The 17048-nt window shown below is 30.6% G+C and carries 15 protein-coding genes and 1 riboswitch; of the genes, 11 read left to right on the top strand and 4 right to left on the bottom strand.

The features are described from left to right. Positions 1-25 precede the first annotated feature (25 nt). From glyA to AXF11_RS01375, 3 genes are read right to left on the bottom strand one after another with little or no spacing between them, the layout of a single operon-like run. Positions 26-1270: a serine hydroxymethyltransferase gene (gene glyA / locus AXF11_RS01385; protein WP_068154200.1), complete on the bottom strand. Its 1245-nt coding sequence runs from the start codon at positions 1268-1270 to the stop codon at positions 26-28. Positions 1271-1300: 30 nt separating this feature from the next. Further along, complete coding sequence (locus AXF11_RS01380) at positions 1301-2311, bottom strand: MlaA family lipoprotein (RefSeq protein WP_068154198.1); 1011 nt, start codon at positions 2309-2311, stop codon at positions 1301-1303. Position 2312: 1 nt separating this feature from the next. Further along, complete coding sequence (locus AXF11_RS01375) at positions 2313-3608, bottom strand: alpha/beta hydrolase family protein (protein WP_068154196.1); 1296 nt, start codon at positions 3606-3608, stop codon at positions 2313-2315. A gap of 387 nt (positions 3609-3995) precedes the next feature. Between AXF11_RS01375 and gpmI the strand changes: the two genes are divergently transcribed. The 8 genes from gpmI (at position 3996) to AXF11_RS01335 (ending at position 13310) form a co-directional block, all read left to right on the top strand. After that, complete coding sequence (gpmI, locus tag AXF11_RS01370) at positions 3996-5531, top strand: 2,3-bisphosphoglycerate-independent phosphoglycerate mutase (RefSeq protein ID WP_068154193.1); 1536 nt, start codon at positions 3996-3998, stop codon at positions 5529-5531. Between the two features lie 95 nt (positions 5532-5626). Further along, positions 5627-6145, top strand: a complete 519-nt coding sequence (locus AXF11_RS01365; RefSeq protein WP_068154191.1) for a PTS sugar transporter subunit IIA — start codon at positions 5627-5629, stop codon at positions 6143-6145. 515 nt (positions 6146-6660) lie between these two features. Beyond that, positions 6661-7407, top strand: a complete 747-nt coding sequence (locus AXF11_RS01360) for a tetratricopeptide repeat protein (RefSeq protein WP_068154190.1) — start codon at positions 6661-6663, stop codon at positions 7405-7407. 248 nt (positions 7408-7655) lie between these two features. After that, complete coding sequence (locus AXF11_RS01355) at positions 7656-9335, top strand: DEAD/DEAH box helicase (protein ID WP_068154188.1); 1680 nt, start codon at positions 7656-7658, stop codon at positions 9333-9335. 126 nt (positions 9336-9461) lie between these two features. Then, positions 9462-10991: a methyltransferase regulatory domain-containing protein gene (locus tag AXF11_RS01350; protein ID WP_068154186.1), complete on the top strand. Its 1530-nt coding sequence runs from the start codon at positions 9462-9464 to the stop codon at positions 10989-10991. A gap of 107 nt (positions 10992-11098) precedes the next feature. Further along, a riboswitch (TPP riboswitch) is annotated at positions 11099-11202 on the top strand. A gap of 63 nt (positions 11203-11265) precedes the next feature. Continuing rightward, the gene (locus tag AXF11_RS01345) at positions 11266-11574 is read left to right on the top strand and encodes a thiamine-binding protein (RefSeq protein WP_197416834.1); all 309 of its coding nucleotides are present in this window, start codon (positions 11266-11268) and stop codon (positions 11572-11574) included. Then, complete coding sequence (locus AXF11_RS01340; RefSeq protein ID WP_068154184.1) at positions 11543-12319, top strand: ABC transporter permease; 777 nt, start codon at positions 11543-11545, stop codon at positions 12317-12319. The genes AXF11_RS01345 and AXF11_RS01340 overlap by 32 nt, the downstream gene beginning before the upstream one ends. A gap of 19 nt (positions 12320-12338) precedes the next feature. Beyond that, positions 12339-13310, top strand: a complete 972-nt coding sequence (locus tag AXF11_RS01335; protein WP_068154181.1) for an ABC transporter substrate-binding protein — start codon at positions 12339-12341, stop codon at positions 13308-13310. Between the two features lie 298 nt (positions 13311-13608). On the opposite strand, the gene AXF11_RS01330 is transcribed toward AXF11_RS01335, so the two are convergent. Next, positions 13609-14403: a class I SAM-dependent methyltransferase gene (locus tag AXF11_RS01330; RefSeq protein WP_068154179.1), complete on the bottom strand. Its 795-nt coding sequence runs from the start codon at positions 14401-14403 to the stop codon at positions 13609-13611. A 570-nt stretch (positions 14404-14973) separates the two neighbouring features. Between AXF11_RS01330 and AXF11_RS01325 the strand changes: the two genes are divergently transcribed. From AXF11_RS01325 to AXF11_RS01315, 3 genes are read left to right on the top strand one after another with little or no spacing between them, the layout of a single operon-like run. Then, positions 14974-15717, top strand: coding sequence for an ABC transporter ATP-binding protein (locus AXF11_RS01325; protein WP_068154177.1), 744 nt, complete (start codon positions 14974-14976; stop codon positions 15715-15717). 20 nt (positions 15718-15737) lie between these two features. Then, a complete protein-coding gene (locus AXF11_RS01320) occupies positions 15738-16346 on the top strand; it encodes an EndoU domain-containing protein (protein ID WP_068154175.1) in 609 nt (202 codons plus the stop codon). A 19-nt stretch (positions 16347-16365) separates the two neighbouring features. Next, entirely contained in the window at positions 16366-16809 is a 444-nt protein-coding gene (locus AXF11_RS01315; RefSeq protein ID WP_068154171.1) for a hypothetical protein, read from the top strand. The last annotated feature ends 239 nt before the right edge of the window (positions 16810-17048 follow it).

Raw genomic sequence — 17048 nt, 5'->3', positions numbered from 1 at the left:
TGATTTTTTTCTCCTTTTAAATTTTTTATTTATTTTTGTAAAGCGGAAATTTTTTAGTCAATTCCAAAACTTGATTTTTAACTTTGGAAGTAATTTTTTCATCTTCAATGTTGTTTAGCACTTCTAAAATAAATTTTGCGACAAGCTTAGTTTCTTCCTCTTTAAATCCACGAGCGGTAATTGCCGGAGTACCAAGTCTTACACCGCTTGTGATAAACGGTTTTTCAGGGTCGTTTGGAATAGCGTTTTTGTTGCAAGTTATCCCAGCTTTTTCCAATTTTTCTTCCGCCAATTTTCCAGTAACTTTCATCGGTCTTAAATCAACTAACATCAAATGGTTATCAGTTCCACCGCTCACAATTCTAAGTCCACCTTTTGTAAGTTCTTCGGCCAAAACTTTAGCATTTTTAGCTACTTGAATTTGATATTCTTTAAATTCAGGAGTCAGTGCTTCTTTGAAAGCGACAGCTTTTGCTGCAATAATGTGAGCAAGAGGCCCACCTTGTATTCCTGGAAATATTGTTTTATCGATTTTTTTTGCAATTTCTTCGTTGTTTGTCAAAATAATTCCACCACGAGGCCCTTTTAGAGTTTTGTGAGTTGTAGAAGTTACAACATCGGCGTATTCCATTGGATTTGGATGAACTCCAGCTGCAACAAGTCCCGCAATATGAGCCATGTCCACCATAAGGTAAGCGCCAACTTCGTCAGCAATTTCTCTAAACTTTTTAAAATCAATAATTCTTGAATAAGCACTTGCTCCTGCAACAATTATTCTAGGTCTTTCCTTTAACGCAATCTCACGTACTTTATCATAATCAATTAATTCAGTTTCTGGATCCAATCCGTATTCAATCCCAACATAATTTTTTCCAGAAAAATTAATTTTATAGCCATGAGTCAAATGTCCACCAGAACTAAGTCCCATTCCCAAAATTTTATCCCCAGCATTTAAAAGTCCGACATAAACTCCCATATTAGCTTGAGAACCTGAATGTGGCTGAACATTTGCAAATTTTGCTCCAAAGATTTTTTTTAGTCTTTCAATTGCTAAAGTTTCAACAATGTCAACATTTACACATCCTCCGTAATATCTTTTTCCTGGATAGCCTTCTGCATATTTATTTGTAAAAACTGATCCCGCAGCTTCCATCACAGCTTTTGAAACAAAATTTTCAGAAGCGATTAGTTCAATCCCTTCTTCCTGTCTTTTTTCTTCCGCTTTTATAGCGTTATAAACTTCTATATCACAATCTTTTATGTAGCTCATCTTTTTCTCCCTTTATAATTTATTATTTATTTATTTTTTTATTTGAACTTTTCTGTAGTTTTGATAAAATATTTTTACTAAGTCATATTCAAATGGCGAATTTAAATCTCCATATCTAAAATTTACAAGTGAACGCAAATTAAGTCCTGTAACTACTGGTCGTGTAAATCCATATGTGGTTTTGTCAAAAACACCTGTATCAAAGAAAAGCTTATCTTCAACGACACCTCTAGCTGCACCTTCCATAGCACCGTCTATTCCGCTTCCAATACCATCTCTGATATTACTTGGACCTAAAGCTGGCAAAACTAAATAAGCTCCACTTCTAACTCCATAATGTCCAAGAGTATCTCCCATTGTTTCGTAATCTTTTTTTAGTCCCATTTTTGTTGCAACATCAGTTACCCCTAAGATTCCGACAGTTGAATTTACAACAAATCTTCCAAGTGCATTTACTGCCTTTCCTGGTTTTAGCTGTAGCATTGAGTTTACAAAAGTTGGAATTTCCTTAAAGTTTCCAAAGAAGTTTGAAATTCCTGTTCTTATAGGTTTTGGAACAATTGCTGCGTAAATTCTTGACGCTGGATAAGCAATTTTTTTGTCAAATTGAGTATTGAATGCGTACATTCTTCGATTAAACGGCTCAAGTGGATCGTTTATTGTGCCACCCGCTCCAGTTAAATCGAGAATTTTACTGGAAACTATGTATTCGTCGTCCAAACCTTCAATGTTAGTCGCTAAGTCTCCATAGTCATCTTGCTCAAACATAATATATTTATTTTTGTCAATTTTTTTGTTTTTATTTTTTAAATTTGTAAGTTTAAATTTTTCCATATTCTTTTCAGCTGGAATATTTTCTTTTTCGTCTACAAATTCTATATAAATGTCGTCATTTGCTTCTTTTGTTGCTTCATCTAAATAACTGACCGTATCTACATTTTTTACTTCTGGATAAAGCTCGTCAGTGTCTGCATAAGATACTGCACAAGCAGCAATAACAGCTCCAAATATCACAATTTTATTTTTATTAAATTTTGTCATCTTATTCTTCCTCCAATTTTTCTACCATCAAGTTTGCCATGTCGTTATGCCAAAGAAGTCCTGTGTGTCCTCCAAACGGAACTAAAACTCTGTTTGAAAAAGTATTTTTTATGTAGTCTAAATCATTTTGTGAAAGTAAAATATCATTTTCTGAAGTAATAAAGACAATATTCTTGTTATTTTTTTCAATAAAATCCTTGCGGCTTCTTAAATCAAAATCTTCCAAAAATTCAGTCGGTGTTAAGTTAGGATGTTTATATTTCTTCAAATAAGGGTATAAAAGTTCTTTTGCATATTCCTCAAATGAAACAGAAAGTGCTTCCTGAAATTCTTTTGTTACAGAATCAAAACGTTTGTAATGTTTTTTTTCTGAAAGTCTTCCATAAGCGTTATTTCCACTAAAAACTTCTCCTGCAAAAGTCATATTCGCCGAATAAAGTCTAAATAAAAGTCCAGTTAATATCTCGAAATCTTTTTCTCCAAGATCTAATTTTCCAAGTGATTCATTAAGATTTGTAGAAGAAAAATCATTTAATTTAATAGAACCATCATTTATAAGTTTAGAAAAAATGTTATCCAAATATTTTTCCAGACTTTTAGCATCAAAAATTCCATTTTTTACCAAATAGTTATCCAATTTTTTAGTTGCCGTAAGAATACTTAGCGGAGAGTTTAAAAGCAAAGATTTTTCTATTCCGATTCTTTTCTTTTCTCCGTCTAATTCGTGTAGCAAAAGCGACTGAAATCCTCCCAAACTATATCCTGAAATGTAAGTTTTTGAAATTTTCATGCCGTCTCTTTTTTCTTGTGCAATTGCTCTTGAAATTAAATCATACATCTGGACAGTTTCATCTTTCATATATCCACCGTAGTTATTTCTACCTTGAGATACTATATAAGGCATTGTTGTCGGTGAACTGAATGCTATCACATTATAACCCTTGTCATAAAAAACATTAGCTAAATAAAGCGACATTCCACTGTTATAAAGCGATCCTGTTCCAGAAATTACAATCATAAGCGGTGCCTTTTCTTTTTGTTCCCAAACTCCGTAATCATATGTACTCCATTGTCTTAAAATTTCAGGTACTTTTTTAACAGCTTTAAATCTTTTTACTTTTGGTCCCTTTGTGTGTTTGAATTTATAATATTGACTTGGCGGTGTCCCCAAGACAGTAGCCATTATAGCGCTTTCTTTATAAGGATAATCCACTGCTATCTGTGACACATCAGTTTCAGCAAATCCGATAATTGAAATTACTGAAAAAATAGTCGTAAGTAATAATTTTTTTAACATATTTTTTCTGTGAAAAATTTAGTATTCTTCACATATACTCCTTTCTTTTTCCTAAAAGTCATTTTTAGGATAAATTTACTTACACATATTCTATCAAAAATAAACCAAAATTTCTAGCAAAATTTTATTGAATTTTTAAAAAACATATGTTATATGAGATAAAATTTATTTTTTTTCTTAATAATTTTTAAAAAGCGAACTTTCTTTTTTTATAAATTTTTAAAATAAAAAAGTAAATTTAGTTAAATTGCTGCATTTATTAATTTTGCAAAAAAATTTAAAAAATATGAAAATAAAGTGGATAATTTCTTGAAAATTTAATAAAAAACTTGTATAATAAATAGTAGTAAGTAAAATTTAACATAATAACTTGAAAGGACAGAGAGAATGAAAAAAAGACCAGTAGTTTTAGTAATTTTAGATGGTTGGGGTATGAATCACCATGACGATCAAGTTAATGGAATAAAAATGGCAAATCCATTAAACTTTAATAGATATAAAGAGGAATACCCTTTTACCGAACTTCGTGCAGATGGAGGTCATGTTGGATTACCTGATGGACAATTTGGAAATTCTGAAGTTGGACACACAAATATTGGAGCTGGAAGAACAGTTTTTCAAATGCTTCCCAAAATTTCAAAAGCGATTAAAGATGGGTCAATTTTGGAAAATGAGGTATTGGCAAATGTGATGGAGACAACAAAAAATAATGGTAAAGCACTACACATTTTAGGACTTGCATCTGATGGTGGAGTTCATTGCCATCTTGAACATATCATAGGATTGGTTGATATGGCAGCTAAAAAAGGACTTACAGAAGTTTATGTTCATCCTATCACAGATGGAAGAGACACACCACCTGAAAGTGGAGTAAACTATTTATCACAATTACAAAAAGCTCTAGATGAAATAGGCGTTGGAAAAATTGCAACTGTAATCGGAAGATACTACGGAATGGACAGAGACAATAACTGGGATAGAGAAAAATTAGCTTATGACGCGCTAACTAGTGGGGACGGTGAAGTTTATCCAACAGCTGACGAAGCTATTAAAGCGTCGTATGCAAAAGGTGTAACTGACGAATTTGTAGTTCCTGTTAAAATTGGTTCAAAAGATAATGGGTTAATCAAAGATGGAGACGGAGTAATTTTTGCAAACTTTAGACCAGATAGAGCAAGACAGCTTACAAGAATGTTTATTGATGATAATTTCAAAGGATTTGAGAGAAAAGTTTATCCAAAAGTAAATTTTGTAACAATGGCTCAATACGATGCGACATTTACTTCACCAATTGCATTCCCGCCTGAAAAAATAGTAAATTGTTTTGGAGAAGTAGTTTCAAAAGCTGGATTAATTCAAGTAAGAACGGCAGAAACTGAAAAATACGCACATGTTACATTTTTCTTTAATGGTGGAAAAGAAGAACCTTATACAGGAGAAGTAAGATTATTATCAGATTCACCAAAAGTTGCAACTTATGACTTGCAGCCTGAAATGAGTGCTTACAAAGTAAAAGATAGACTTATCGAAGAATTAAATACAGGAAAAGTAGACACAGTTATCTTAAACTTTGCAAATCCTGATATGGTTGGACATACAGGAAATGTAAATGCGGTAATTGAAGCTTGCCAAGCTGTGGATAATTGTCTAGGACAACTTGTTACAAAAGTATTGGAAATGGACGGAGTATTATTTATAACTGCTGATCATGGAAATGCGGATTTATTAGTAAATCCTGAAACAAATGAGCCTCATACAGCTCATACTGTAAACCCCGTTCCATTCATCTTTATTTCAAACGATATGAAGGACGCTAAATTAAGAAAAGGCGGAAGACTTGCTGATATTGCGCCTACAATGCTAGAATTCTTAGGTTTAGAAAAGCCTTCGGAAATGGATGGAAGTAGTTTAATAGAAAAATAAAATTTTTTTGGTAAAAAGTTTTGTATTTTTCACTAATATGTGGTATCATATTACTATGATATAATTAAAAAAATAAATATATTGGAGGAGAAAAAATGGGACTATTTGATTTATTTAAAAAAGGAAAAAAGGAAGAAGAAGTAAAACAGGAATTTGAAGGGAAAATAATTGCACCAATTTCGGGTAGAATTATGCCTTTGTCTGAAGTTCCTGATGAAGTATTTGCTCAAAAAATGGTAGGAGACGGAATTGCAATTGAACCTAATGGATCAGGTTCAATGTTAGCTCCAGCTGCGGGAAGAGTAGAAAAAATCTTTGATACTAATCACGCATTTAGTATTGTAACACCAGCAGGAGTAGAAATTTTTGTTCACTTCGGAATGGATACAGTTCAATTAGAAGGAAAAGGTTTTGAAAGAGTTGTTGAAGAAGGTGCAGTTGTAAAAGTTGGAGATCCATTAATTAAATACGATTATGAATTTTTAAAAGCAAATGCAAAATCAATAATTACACCAGTAATTATCTCAAACTATGAAGATTACAGTTCATTAAATCCAGTTGAAAGTGGAGAAGCTAAAGCAGGGGAAACAGTAGTTTTAAACATTCAAAAATAGTTAATGAAGAAAATAACTCTTTTAGTTAACTCTAAGAGAGTTATTTTAATTTATATACATTTTTTAAGCAGGGGTATCATTGCCATACCCCTGCACCCCGGCTAGTCTACGACATTTTTATGTGCTGACAAAACTGCCCCGCCGTAAGCGAGTTTTTTGGCAGTGCATAAAAATGCTCCGACGGTTTAAATTTTACTATTATACAAAAGGTGTCGTGATTTTTTTGGAGTAAAGACGACTGTTTGAGCACGTTTAGTGCGAGTTTCGGCTTTGCTTCAAAAAAATGCTTAGACGAGCGTGGGGATTATAAGGGGAAATGGCGGTCCTTTCCCCTTATGAAAAAATATAGAAAAATAGTATTTTGTAGTTAAAGATAAATATTGTGAAAAAATTTAAAAGAATTAAATAAAAATAATATGTGCAAGTAGAATTTTTATTTAATTTTTAAAATTGTCTATGCTTGAATTAATAAAAATTATTGTAATAAAATTTCAAATAAAATTTAGGAGAGATAAATGAAAAAGTATAAAAAAAGTATTTTACTGATAATGGGACTTATGATTTTTGCAAGTTGTGGAGAAAAAAAGGATCAAAGTGTAAAACCAACTTCTAAACCCAAAGTTATATCAGCAATAGATGAAAAAGTAAAAAAATTGACAGATGCGGCTCGAAAGGGAGATGTTGCGGCACAAACTGAATTAGGAGAAATGTACCTTTTTGGGAAGGGAGTGCCAAAAGACTATAAAAAAGCGCTTATGTGGTCGACAAAAGCGATGAAAAAAGGGAATGAAATAGCGACTACAAATGTTGGAATAATATATTTTGAAGGATTTGGTGTCAAAAAAAATTACAAAAAAGCGTCCGAACTGTTTAATAAAGCGATGGACAAAGGAAATATGAACGCTGAAATGAAAGCGCCAAGATATTTGGGAATTATGGCACAAAATGGTCTTGGAACAAAAAAAAATCTGGAAGATGCAATCTTTTACTATGAAATGGGGGATAGTGCAGGCGATATAGTTGCTCAATACAATTTAGCAAAAATTTATGAAAGTCAAAATAATTTTGAAAGAGCAAAAGAACTTTATGAAAAAGCAGGTGATAGAAAAGATAAAGAAGCAGCTCCGATGTTTAGCGCATTAGGAGATATGTACAAAGATGGAAAAGGTGTACCTAAGGATATTAAAGAAGCTAAAAAATGGTATGAAAAAGCAGTGGAAGCTGGAAGTGATGAAGCAAAACTAAAATTGGAAAAATTATAAACTGATGAAAGAAAATCAAAAATAAAAGTTGTAAAATAAGGTGTTAATAATTTAAGATAAAAAATAAGAACAGAAAATTAAAAATACAAAAAAATATCAAATTTTTAAAAAATGTGATATAATAATATGTCGTATGAAATGATTAAAAAAATAAGAGATTTTCACTACAATAATAAAAAAATCAGTTGCAAAATTAGGCAATCTGGTAAAACATTATATAAAGACGAAAAGGAAGGTAATTTTAAAAGATGCAAAAATTTGAAGATTTTGGATTAAGCACAGAAATGCTTAATGCACTAAGTAAAAAAGGATTCGAGGAACCAAGCGAAATACAAAAATTGGTACTTCCTGAATTATTAAAAGAGAGAACGCACTTAATAGGACAAGCACAGACAGGAACAGGAAAGACGGCGGCATTTAGTATCCCAATCCTAGAAACTATTAAATCTGATAAAACTGTTAAAGCTTTAATCTTAGCACCTACAAGAGAGCTTGCAAATCAAGTGGCAGATGAAATTTATTCATTAAAAGGTGAAAAAAATTTAAAAGTGTTAGCAGTTTACGGTGGTGCATCTATCGAAAATCAAATTAAAAGGCTAAAATCTGGAGTTGACATTGTTGTCGGAACGCCTGGAAGAGTTATGGACTTGATGAAGAAAAAAGTCTTAAAAGTTGACAATTTGGATTATTTCGTATTAGACGAAGCGGATGAAATGTTAAATATGGGATTTATCGAAGATATTGAAGAAATATTAAAAAAGACGAACGACGGGAAAAAAATGTTGTTTTTCTCAGCCACAATCCCTAAACAAATTTTGGCAATAGCTAAAAAGTTTATGCCAGAGTATAAATTATTAAAAGTTCCAAAAAAGGAATTGACTACAAATTTAACAGAACAAATTTATTATGAAGTTAAACAGGAAGATAAGTTTGAAGCGCTATGTAGAGTTTTGGACTACGAGCAGGATTTTTACGGAATTGTATTTTGTAGAACAAAATCAGAAGTTGACGATGTTACAAATAAATTAAAAGCTAGAAATTACGATGCTGAATGTATTCATGGCGACATCACTCAAGCGTTAAGACAAAAAGCGTTGGATTTATTCAAGAAAAAAATATTAACAGTCCTTGTGGCAACAGACGTTGCAGCAAGAGGAATAGATGTGAGTAACTTAACACACGTAATCAATTACTCAATACCGCAGGAAGCAGAATCTTATGTCCACAGAATTGGAAGAACTGGAAGAGCTGGTCAAAAGGGGATTGCAATTACTTTTGTAACACCTAGGGAAGCTAGTAAATTGGCACAAATTAAAAGAATTACAAAAACCGATATCAAAAGAGAAGATATACCAAATGTGGAAGAAATTTTAAACGCTAAAAAAGAAGCATTAATCGCCTATATTGAAGAAATTATAAAAGAAGATGACCATAGTGCTTACGATGAATTGGCAAATGATTTGCTTGAAGGAAGAGATCCAAAACAAGTTTTGGCATCTGTATTAAGACATGTCTATGAAGATGAGTTTTTACCTGAAAATTACAGTGAAATTCAAGATGTGAAAGTTAAAATTGCGGATAAAACAAGATTATTTATCGCACTTGGTTCAAAAGATGGCTATAATGTGGGAAGGTTATTAGATTTACTTCATAAAAAGGCAAAAACTCCAGGAAGAAAAGTAAAAGATGTAAAAATTATGGATAAATATTCATTCATTACAGTGCCACTACAGGAAGCGGAATACATTATGAGAGCACTAAATTCCAAAAAAGATTCCAAGCCTCTAGTTGAAGAAGCTACAGGTAATAGAAAAAGTGGCGGAAACGGAAAAAAATCCTCGTCAAAAAAATCTGGAAGAAAAAAGTCATCAAGTAAAAAAACTTCTTCAAAAAAAGATAAAAAAAATAAGAAAAAATCTAAAAAATAAAAGATTATAAAATTTCTGTTAATTTTGATATTAACAGGAATTTTTTTTAATAACAAAAAAATAATGAAAAAATATTAAAAATATGATATAATTTTAATAATTAAAGCAAAGAAAGGAAATTATAAAATGAATAGCGAAGAAAACAAAGAAAGTTATGATGAGTTAGTTTATAAAGCAAATCCATTTGCAGATACAGCGATGATAAAATTGGAAGCATATGCATATTTTTATGGACTTAATCCACAGAAAGCTACAAAAGCTCGAATACTGGAATTGGGGACATCCTTTGGAGGAAATTTGATTGCACAAGCGATTAATTTTGAAGACAATTATTATGTCGGTGTGGATTTGTCGCATGAGCAGATAAAAAAAGGGAATGAAATTATAAAAAAATTGGGATTAAAAAATATTGAGTTACATCAAAAAGATATTTTGACAATTGATGAAAGTTTTGGGAAATTTGATTATATAATTTCTCACGGAGTTTTTTCGTGGGTTCCGAATGATGTAAAGCACAAAATGATAGAAATTTGCAATCAAAATTTGAATGAAAATGGGATCGCATATTTGTCTTACAATACTTATCCAGGTTGGAAAGAAGCTTCAAAGGTAAGAGATATGATGATGTACGTAAATAAATTTTATCCAAATCTTTCACTGCTTGAAAAAACGGAAAGAGGAAGATTAGTTGTAGAAATTTTTAAAGAACAGATAGAACTTTATCCAGATTTAAAAGATAGAAGCAAAAGTTATCTGGAATGGATGGATAGTGTATTAAAACATAAAAATTATTACCTTGGACACGAATATTTGGAAATGTTTAACGATCCTTTATACATTCACGAATTTGCTGAACTAGCTGATAAAAATGGATTGAAATATTTTACTGACACAAATCTAAAATTATCAATGGCAACTTCTTATAAAAAGGAAACTGTGGAAAAATTACAGCAGTTGTCTGGCGGAGATAATGTAATCAAAGAACAATGTATTGACTTTATCTTGGATACAAAATTTAGAAAATCACTTATGTGTAAAAAAAGTCAGGCAGATAAGTTGAATTTTTCTGAAAGCATACCTAATACAATACTTGACAGCCTTTACTATGTAATAAGAAATGAAATAAAAATAGCGGAACTTGAAGATAAAGTCTTGGAAGAAACTTTAAAACATTTGCTTAATAAAAAATACGGAGAATTTGAAATTGAAGATGCAAAGAAATTTTTGGAAGACAAAGATTTAGATCAAGAGCAGAAAGGTAAAATAGTTCAAGAAATAAGAGGATTTATTTTAAATAACGTAATAGTAGGAAATCTAAATTTCTATTTGACAAAAATTGAAAGAGTAAGTTTTGTGGAAAATGAAACTTATGTTCCAGAAAAATTTATCAAATATGTGGAAGTTATTCTAAGTGAAGATGGGCAATACATCGGAATTGGAAACTTTAAAAATGAAATTTTCCCTGTGGACGGCATTGAACTATTACTTTTGCAACAATTAAAAGAGCCAACAACTAAAGATAAATTAATAAGCGAATTAGAAAAGTTGGGACTTAAAAGAATGATTGATGGAAAAGAGGAAGATGTAGATCCAGCTGAGTATTTAGAAATGTTTTTGGATAAATATGAAAATTTGAATTTTTTCAGAAAAAAATAAATTTTTAATATAAAAAATATAATGTGATACAATTTTACATTTTTTTTAGAATGATATTGACTTATGAAAAAATAAGGATATACTTAAAGTAAAGATATCAAAGTTAAATATAAATACAGGGGTGCTGTAGTGGCTGAGAGTAGTCTTTTTGACTTAACCCGTTTAACCTGATACGGATAATGCCGGCGAAGGGAGTATTTTTATAATATTACAATTTAATATTAATAAATAAATCTCCTTTTGTTTTTAATACAATTTGAAAGGAGATGTTTTTATGTCTAATAAAATCAATGCAAGTGTTGCAATTCAAGTTTTGCCAAGTACTTGCGAAAATGAAGAAGTGATAAGAATAGTGGACAAAGTTATCGAGTACATTAAAAGTAAAAATTTTAAAATGGTAGTTGGACCTTTTGAAACAACGATTGAAGGGGATTATGATGAACTTATGAACATTGTTAAAATGTGTCAAATTATTGCAGTTGAAGCTGGAGCGGAAAGTGTGATGTCATATGTCAAAATAAATTATAAACCGGGAGGAGAGATAATTACAATTGAGAAAAAAATCAAAAAATATATACAGTAAAGTATTAAATAAAATCGCACCAATAATTATTATTTTATATATCTTAATAAAGTGGCAAATATTATCAATTACAGGAATTGTGCCAAAATTTATGTTGCCTTCGCCTTTTGATGTAATAAAGGCTTTTATAAATGATTTTCCACTTCTTATGCACCACATGAAGGTTACGCTTGTAGAAGCTTTCTTAGGACTGGGGATGGGAGTGATTTTAGGTTTTTTTGTTGCGATTATTATGGATATGTTTGAATTTTTTTATAAATCCATCTATCCAATTTTAATAATTACTCAAACTATTCCAACTGTTGCGATTGCACCACTTTTGGTACTTTGGCTGGGATATGGAATTTTACCTAAAATTGTACTTATTGTTTTAACTTCATTTTTCCCAATAACAATAGGACTTTTGGATGGATTTAAATCGGCGGATAAAGATGCACTAAAACTTATGAAAACGATGGGAGCAACGCAATTTCAAAATTTTGTTCACATAAAGCTTCCAAGTTCGATTGGATATTTTTTTGCGGGACTTAGAATATCTGTCAGCTATTCGATTATAGGTGCAGTTGTTGCTGAATGGCTAGGCGGGTTTGATGGACTTGGGGTGTATATGACGAGAGTCAGAAAGTCGTATTCATTTGATAAAATGTTTGCCGTGATATTTTTAATTTCAATAATTAGTTTATTTTTGATGTTTGTTGTAAAAAAAATTCAAAAATTGAGTATGCCTTGGGAAGAAGCTATTTGATTAAAAAAAGGAGAGCCTTATGAAAAAAAATTTTGTTAAAATTTTAATTTTAATGGTAATGCTGATATTGTCAGTATCTTGTGTAAAAAAATCTAAAAAAATAAGAATAGTTTTGGATTGGACGCCTAATACTAATCACACAGGACTATTTGTCGCAAAAGATTTGGGATATTTTAAAGATGAGGGAATTGATGTAGAGATTGTACAGCCGCCTGAAGGAAGTACAACAGCACTAATTGGAGCTGGTGGAGCTGAATTTGGAATAAGCTTTCAAGACACACTGGCAAAGTCATTTTCGTCTGATGCGCCTGTTCCAGTAACAGCAGTCGCAGCAATAATCAATCACAACACGTCTGGAATTATTTCATTGAAAGAGAAAGGAATAAATACGCCGAAAAAATTGGAGGGTAAAAGATACGCAACCTGGGACGATGAAATTGAAAAAGCCATTTTAAAAAAGATGGTTACCGATGACAATGGAAATTTTAATAACGTAAAAATGATTCCAAATACAGTTACTGATGTTGTAACAGCACTAAGAACAAATATTGACGCGGTCTGGGTTTACTATGCGTGGGACGGTGTTGCAACGAAGCTTGCGGGTCTTAATACAAACTTTTTAAAATTTGTGGATTACGGGCCTGAGCTTGACTTTTACAGTCCTGTAATTATTGCAAACAACGATTATTTGAAAAAAAATCCAAATGAAGCAAAAAAAGTTTTAAAAGCAATAAAAAAAGGCTATGAATATTCAATTCAAAATCCTGAAAAAGCGGCGAAAATTTTGGTAAAAAATGCGCCTGAAATAAATCCAAAATTAGCGCTTGCCAGTCAAAAGTGGCTAGTTTCGCAGTATAGAGGAAACGCTAAAAAATGGGGAGAGATAGATAAAAATAGATGGGATTTATTTTACAGTTGGCTATATAAAAATAAATTGATTAAAAAACAAATTCCGAGTGGATTTGGGTTTAGTAATGAGTATTTAGAATAAAATAGTTGAAATGAAATAAAAAAATCGTGAGAATTTTAATAGATATTAGAGAAAGTTTTTATTCAAGTGGAAGAAGTTCATTAAATTAGTAAAGTACATTTTGAGAGATTCATTAAATTTGCATAATAAATTTTGAGAGTGTCCGGAATTTTGTGTAAGATATATATAAATCCAGTAATATAAGATTTTTCTAGTTTATTTACGCAAAAAAGTTTACACTCTCAAAATTTTAATTTAAATCAGTTCAAATTCTGACTGCGCTTTTTTCATTTCAGTATACATTTTGTAATATCGCTCTTTATTTTTCAAAAGTATAAATTCCAAGTCTATTATTAAAAATGTAAAAGAATGGAATAAACAATTTTTTCCAGCCAGGAAGATGATGTTTCATTTCATCGGTAAAATTAATAAGTCCAGTCTGCTTTAATTTTGGATTTAATTTTACAACTTCACTTCCATCTTTTACGCCCCAGCTAAATTTTGCTTCCATATTTTTTAAGGTATCATGTTTTTTACTCATTTTAACTGTTCCTTTATATAGCAAGTCAAATTGAGCTTCAAAAGAATCAAAATTATCAGTCAGTATTTCCAAAAACTGTTTAATTTGCTGTTCTTCAAAGTACATTAATACACCTTCGGAAATAATAAGCAATTTTTTCCTTTCCAGTTTAATATCCTTTGTCCATGCTGAATCAAATGCAGATTTTGCAATATCTATAACTCTTTCATTTGGTTCAAAAAAGAGCTTTCGTTTTTCAATGACTTCTGGCAAGTCAAGGTTGTACCATTTTATTTTTCCGTTATCTATTCGTAAAAATCTCGTATCTAATCCACATCCAATCGATACAATTACACAATCTGGATATTTTTTCATAAATTTTTTTACTTCATTGTCCATCACTTTCGCCCGTGAAAGAACTCCGTAATACGAAGCCCATGCACTTTTAAATTTCGAGAAGTCATAATCTATTTGAGAAATTATTTCTTCAGATTTTTTGTCATTTAAAATCGGATTTTTACTTTTAGCATCGGTCGCTCGCATATACAGAGTAATAAGCATAGTTTCTGAAATATTATTAAGTTTTATTTTCATAGTATGTTCCTCCTTATAAAAATTTTGATTGTCAAACTATCTAATAGAATTATACCTATATTTATTAAAAATGCAAATTTTTAATTTCAAATTATTCTATCCAAGAATATTTTTATTTTAAAGCAGGGGTACCATCGCCATACCCCTGCACCCCGGCTAGTCTTCGTCATTTTTATGCACTGCCAAAAAACTCGCTTTCGCTCAGACAGTTTTGTCAGCACATAAAAATGCTCCGACGGTTTAAATTTTACTATTATAAAAAAGGTGTCGTGATTTTTTTGGAGTAAAGGCGACTGTTTGAACGAAGTGAGTTTCGGCTTTGCTTCAAAAAAATGCTTAGACGAGCGTGGGGATTATAAGGGGAAATGGCGGTCCTTTCCCCTTATGAAAAAAAATAAAAAACTGTACTAAACAAAATGACATGTTGTAATCAAGAATAACTTTAAAAAATTGGGAATTAAAAATCTGCCTTTAAAATTTTTTAACTAACAAAAAAAAGATTTTTTTTATTGACATTTTTTTTTTCATATGATAATCTAATTTCGTGAATAAAATTTTTAAGGTGAAAAAATGAACGATGTTAAATTGCAGGTTAGAAATGTGTCTGTTGAATTTGATGGCAAAAAAATTATTGAAAATATTTCGATTGATTTGAGAGAGGGAGAACTTGTCTGTATTTTGGGAGCGAGTGGAGTTGGGAAAACTACTTTGTTTAATGTGATTTCCGGGTTAATTGCTCCAACTTGTGGGGAGGTTTTTCTAAATGGAGAAAATATTATAAAGACATCGGGTAAAATAAGTTATATGCTTCAAAAAGATTTACTTTTGCCGTTTAAGACAATTATTGACAATGTATCATTGCCTTTGATTATAAAAGGAGAAAAAAAATCTGTTGCACGAAAAAAAGCTCAAAAATATTTTAAAGAATTTGGATTAGAAGGAACAGAAAAAAAATATCCAAGTCAACTCTCAGGTGGAATGAGACAACGTGCGGCACTTTTAAGAACTTATATGTTTTCTTGTGAAGTATCTCTACTAGATGAGCCATTTAGTGCACTGGATGCCATAACAAAGCATAAAATGCACAATTGGTATTTAAACATAATGAAAAAAATAAAGATGTCAACGCTGTTTATAACCCATGATATCGACGAGGCAATTCTAATTTCAAGAAGAATTTATATCATTTCTGGAAGGCCAGGAAAAATTACAAAAGAATTGGAAATTAATTTGCCAAAAAGCGAAAATAGTGAAGAATTGACATTGACTGAAAAATTTATAGAATATAAAAGAAAAATATTAAAATTTTTGTAAAAATTATGTGAGGAGGAAAGATGAAAAAAAATAAAATTTTAAGTATTTTAGTTGTATTTATAGTCGCATTATTTGTTTTTGGAAAAACTTATTTTAACAATATGACTAAAAATAATACAGATAAAACTTATATAAAGAGTTTAGTTGATAAAAATAGCAATAACAATAAAAATGAAAAATCTTTTAGTTCTAAAAAGAATAAAAATTACAGGAGTAATAAATTTAGTGAAAATCGGAAATATGATATAGATTATGAGCACGTAATCGGCGGTGATGAAAATCATTTAGGAAAAGTTACCGGTGGACATTCTCTTTTAAGAGGGGATGTCAGAATTGTAAAAAAAATTGGAGAACCCGCAAAAAATGGTGTTTATAGAGCAACTGTTGAAATAAAAACTTCTGATGGCAACTGGCAACAAAAGACTTCAAATGGCGGAGTCAATACGATGTTTCCAAGCGATTGGGATGAAGCTAGAATAATTGATGAAATAAACTCAGCTTGGGAAAATAGAAAAGATGTTCCAGGAAGAGATAAAAATATGTGGCAAGGTATGAGTAAAAGCAAAGTTTTAATAAGAGGCTATAAAAGTCCTAGAATTACAGCATATCCTGTTTATGAAAATAGATAAATTAGAAAGGTGAACAAAATTGAGAGTAAAGTTTAGTTATTGCAAAGATGGAGATTTTGGGATTACTCCGACTTCCGAAGTAAAATTTTTTGATGTTGAAGAATTTAGTGGAAAAAAAAAGATAAAATTTAAAGATTTAGAAAAAAGACAAAATGAATACACAAAGTTTTTAATAACAGCGATTATGGAAGATTTTCCTGAGGAAAAGATGGTCGAAGATTTTTTAGATGAGGTAAATAAAGTGGCAGCTGGGAAATTAAATGAAACCTATTGGGACGGTCAGTCGTTTCAGCATAAAATAACAAAAGATAAGGTAAGTTTTGAACATACAATTTTTGGAATTTGCGAAGAATATCCTGAATGGAGTTGCCATTTTGATGAGTACAAAGCTGTATTAGAACTTTGGGGTGAATTTTTACAGATGAAGCCAAGTCTAAGAAACGAAGTTACAATTGAAGTTTAGTTTTTTTATAAAAAGTATATTAAGTAAAATCATAGTGTTGTGCTGTGATTTTTTTTTGAAAAATAATAAAAAATAGAATTAAGTGTGGTATAGTAGTATAATAGTAATATTATTTCTTAGAAAAAAATGAAAAGAATTACTAAAAACAAAAAAAAACTTTTTTATAAAAAAATAAAAAAATTATTTGTGAAAATCCAGTATTTTAGTTAAATTTTGGAGTTTTTCTTTAAAAAATAAAT

Source organism: Leptotrichia sp. oral taxon 847, assembly GCF_001553645.1.
In the GTDB taxonomy this organism is placed as follows: domain Bacteria; phylum Fusobacteriota; class Fusobacteriia; order Fusobacteriales; family Leptotrichiaceae; genus Leptotrichia.
This window is presented reverse-complemented; position numbering and strand designations above follow the sequence as displayed.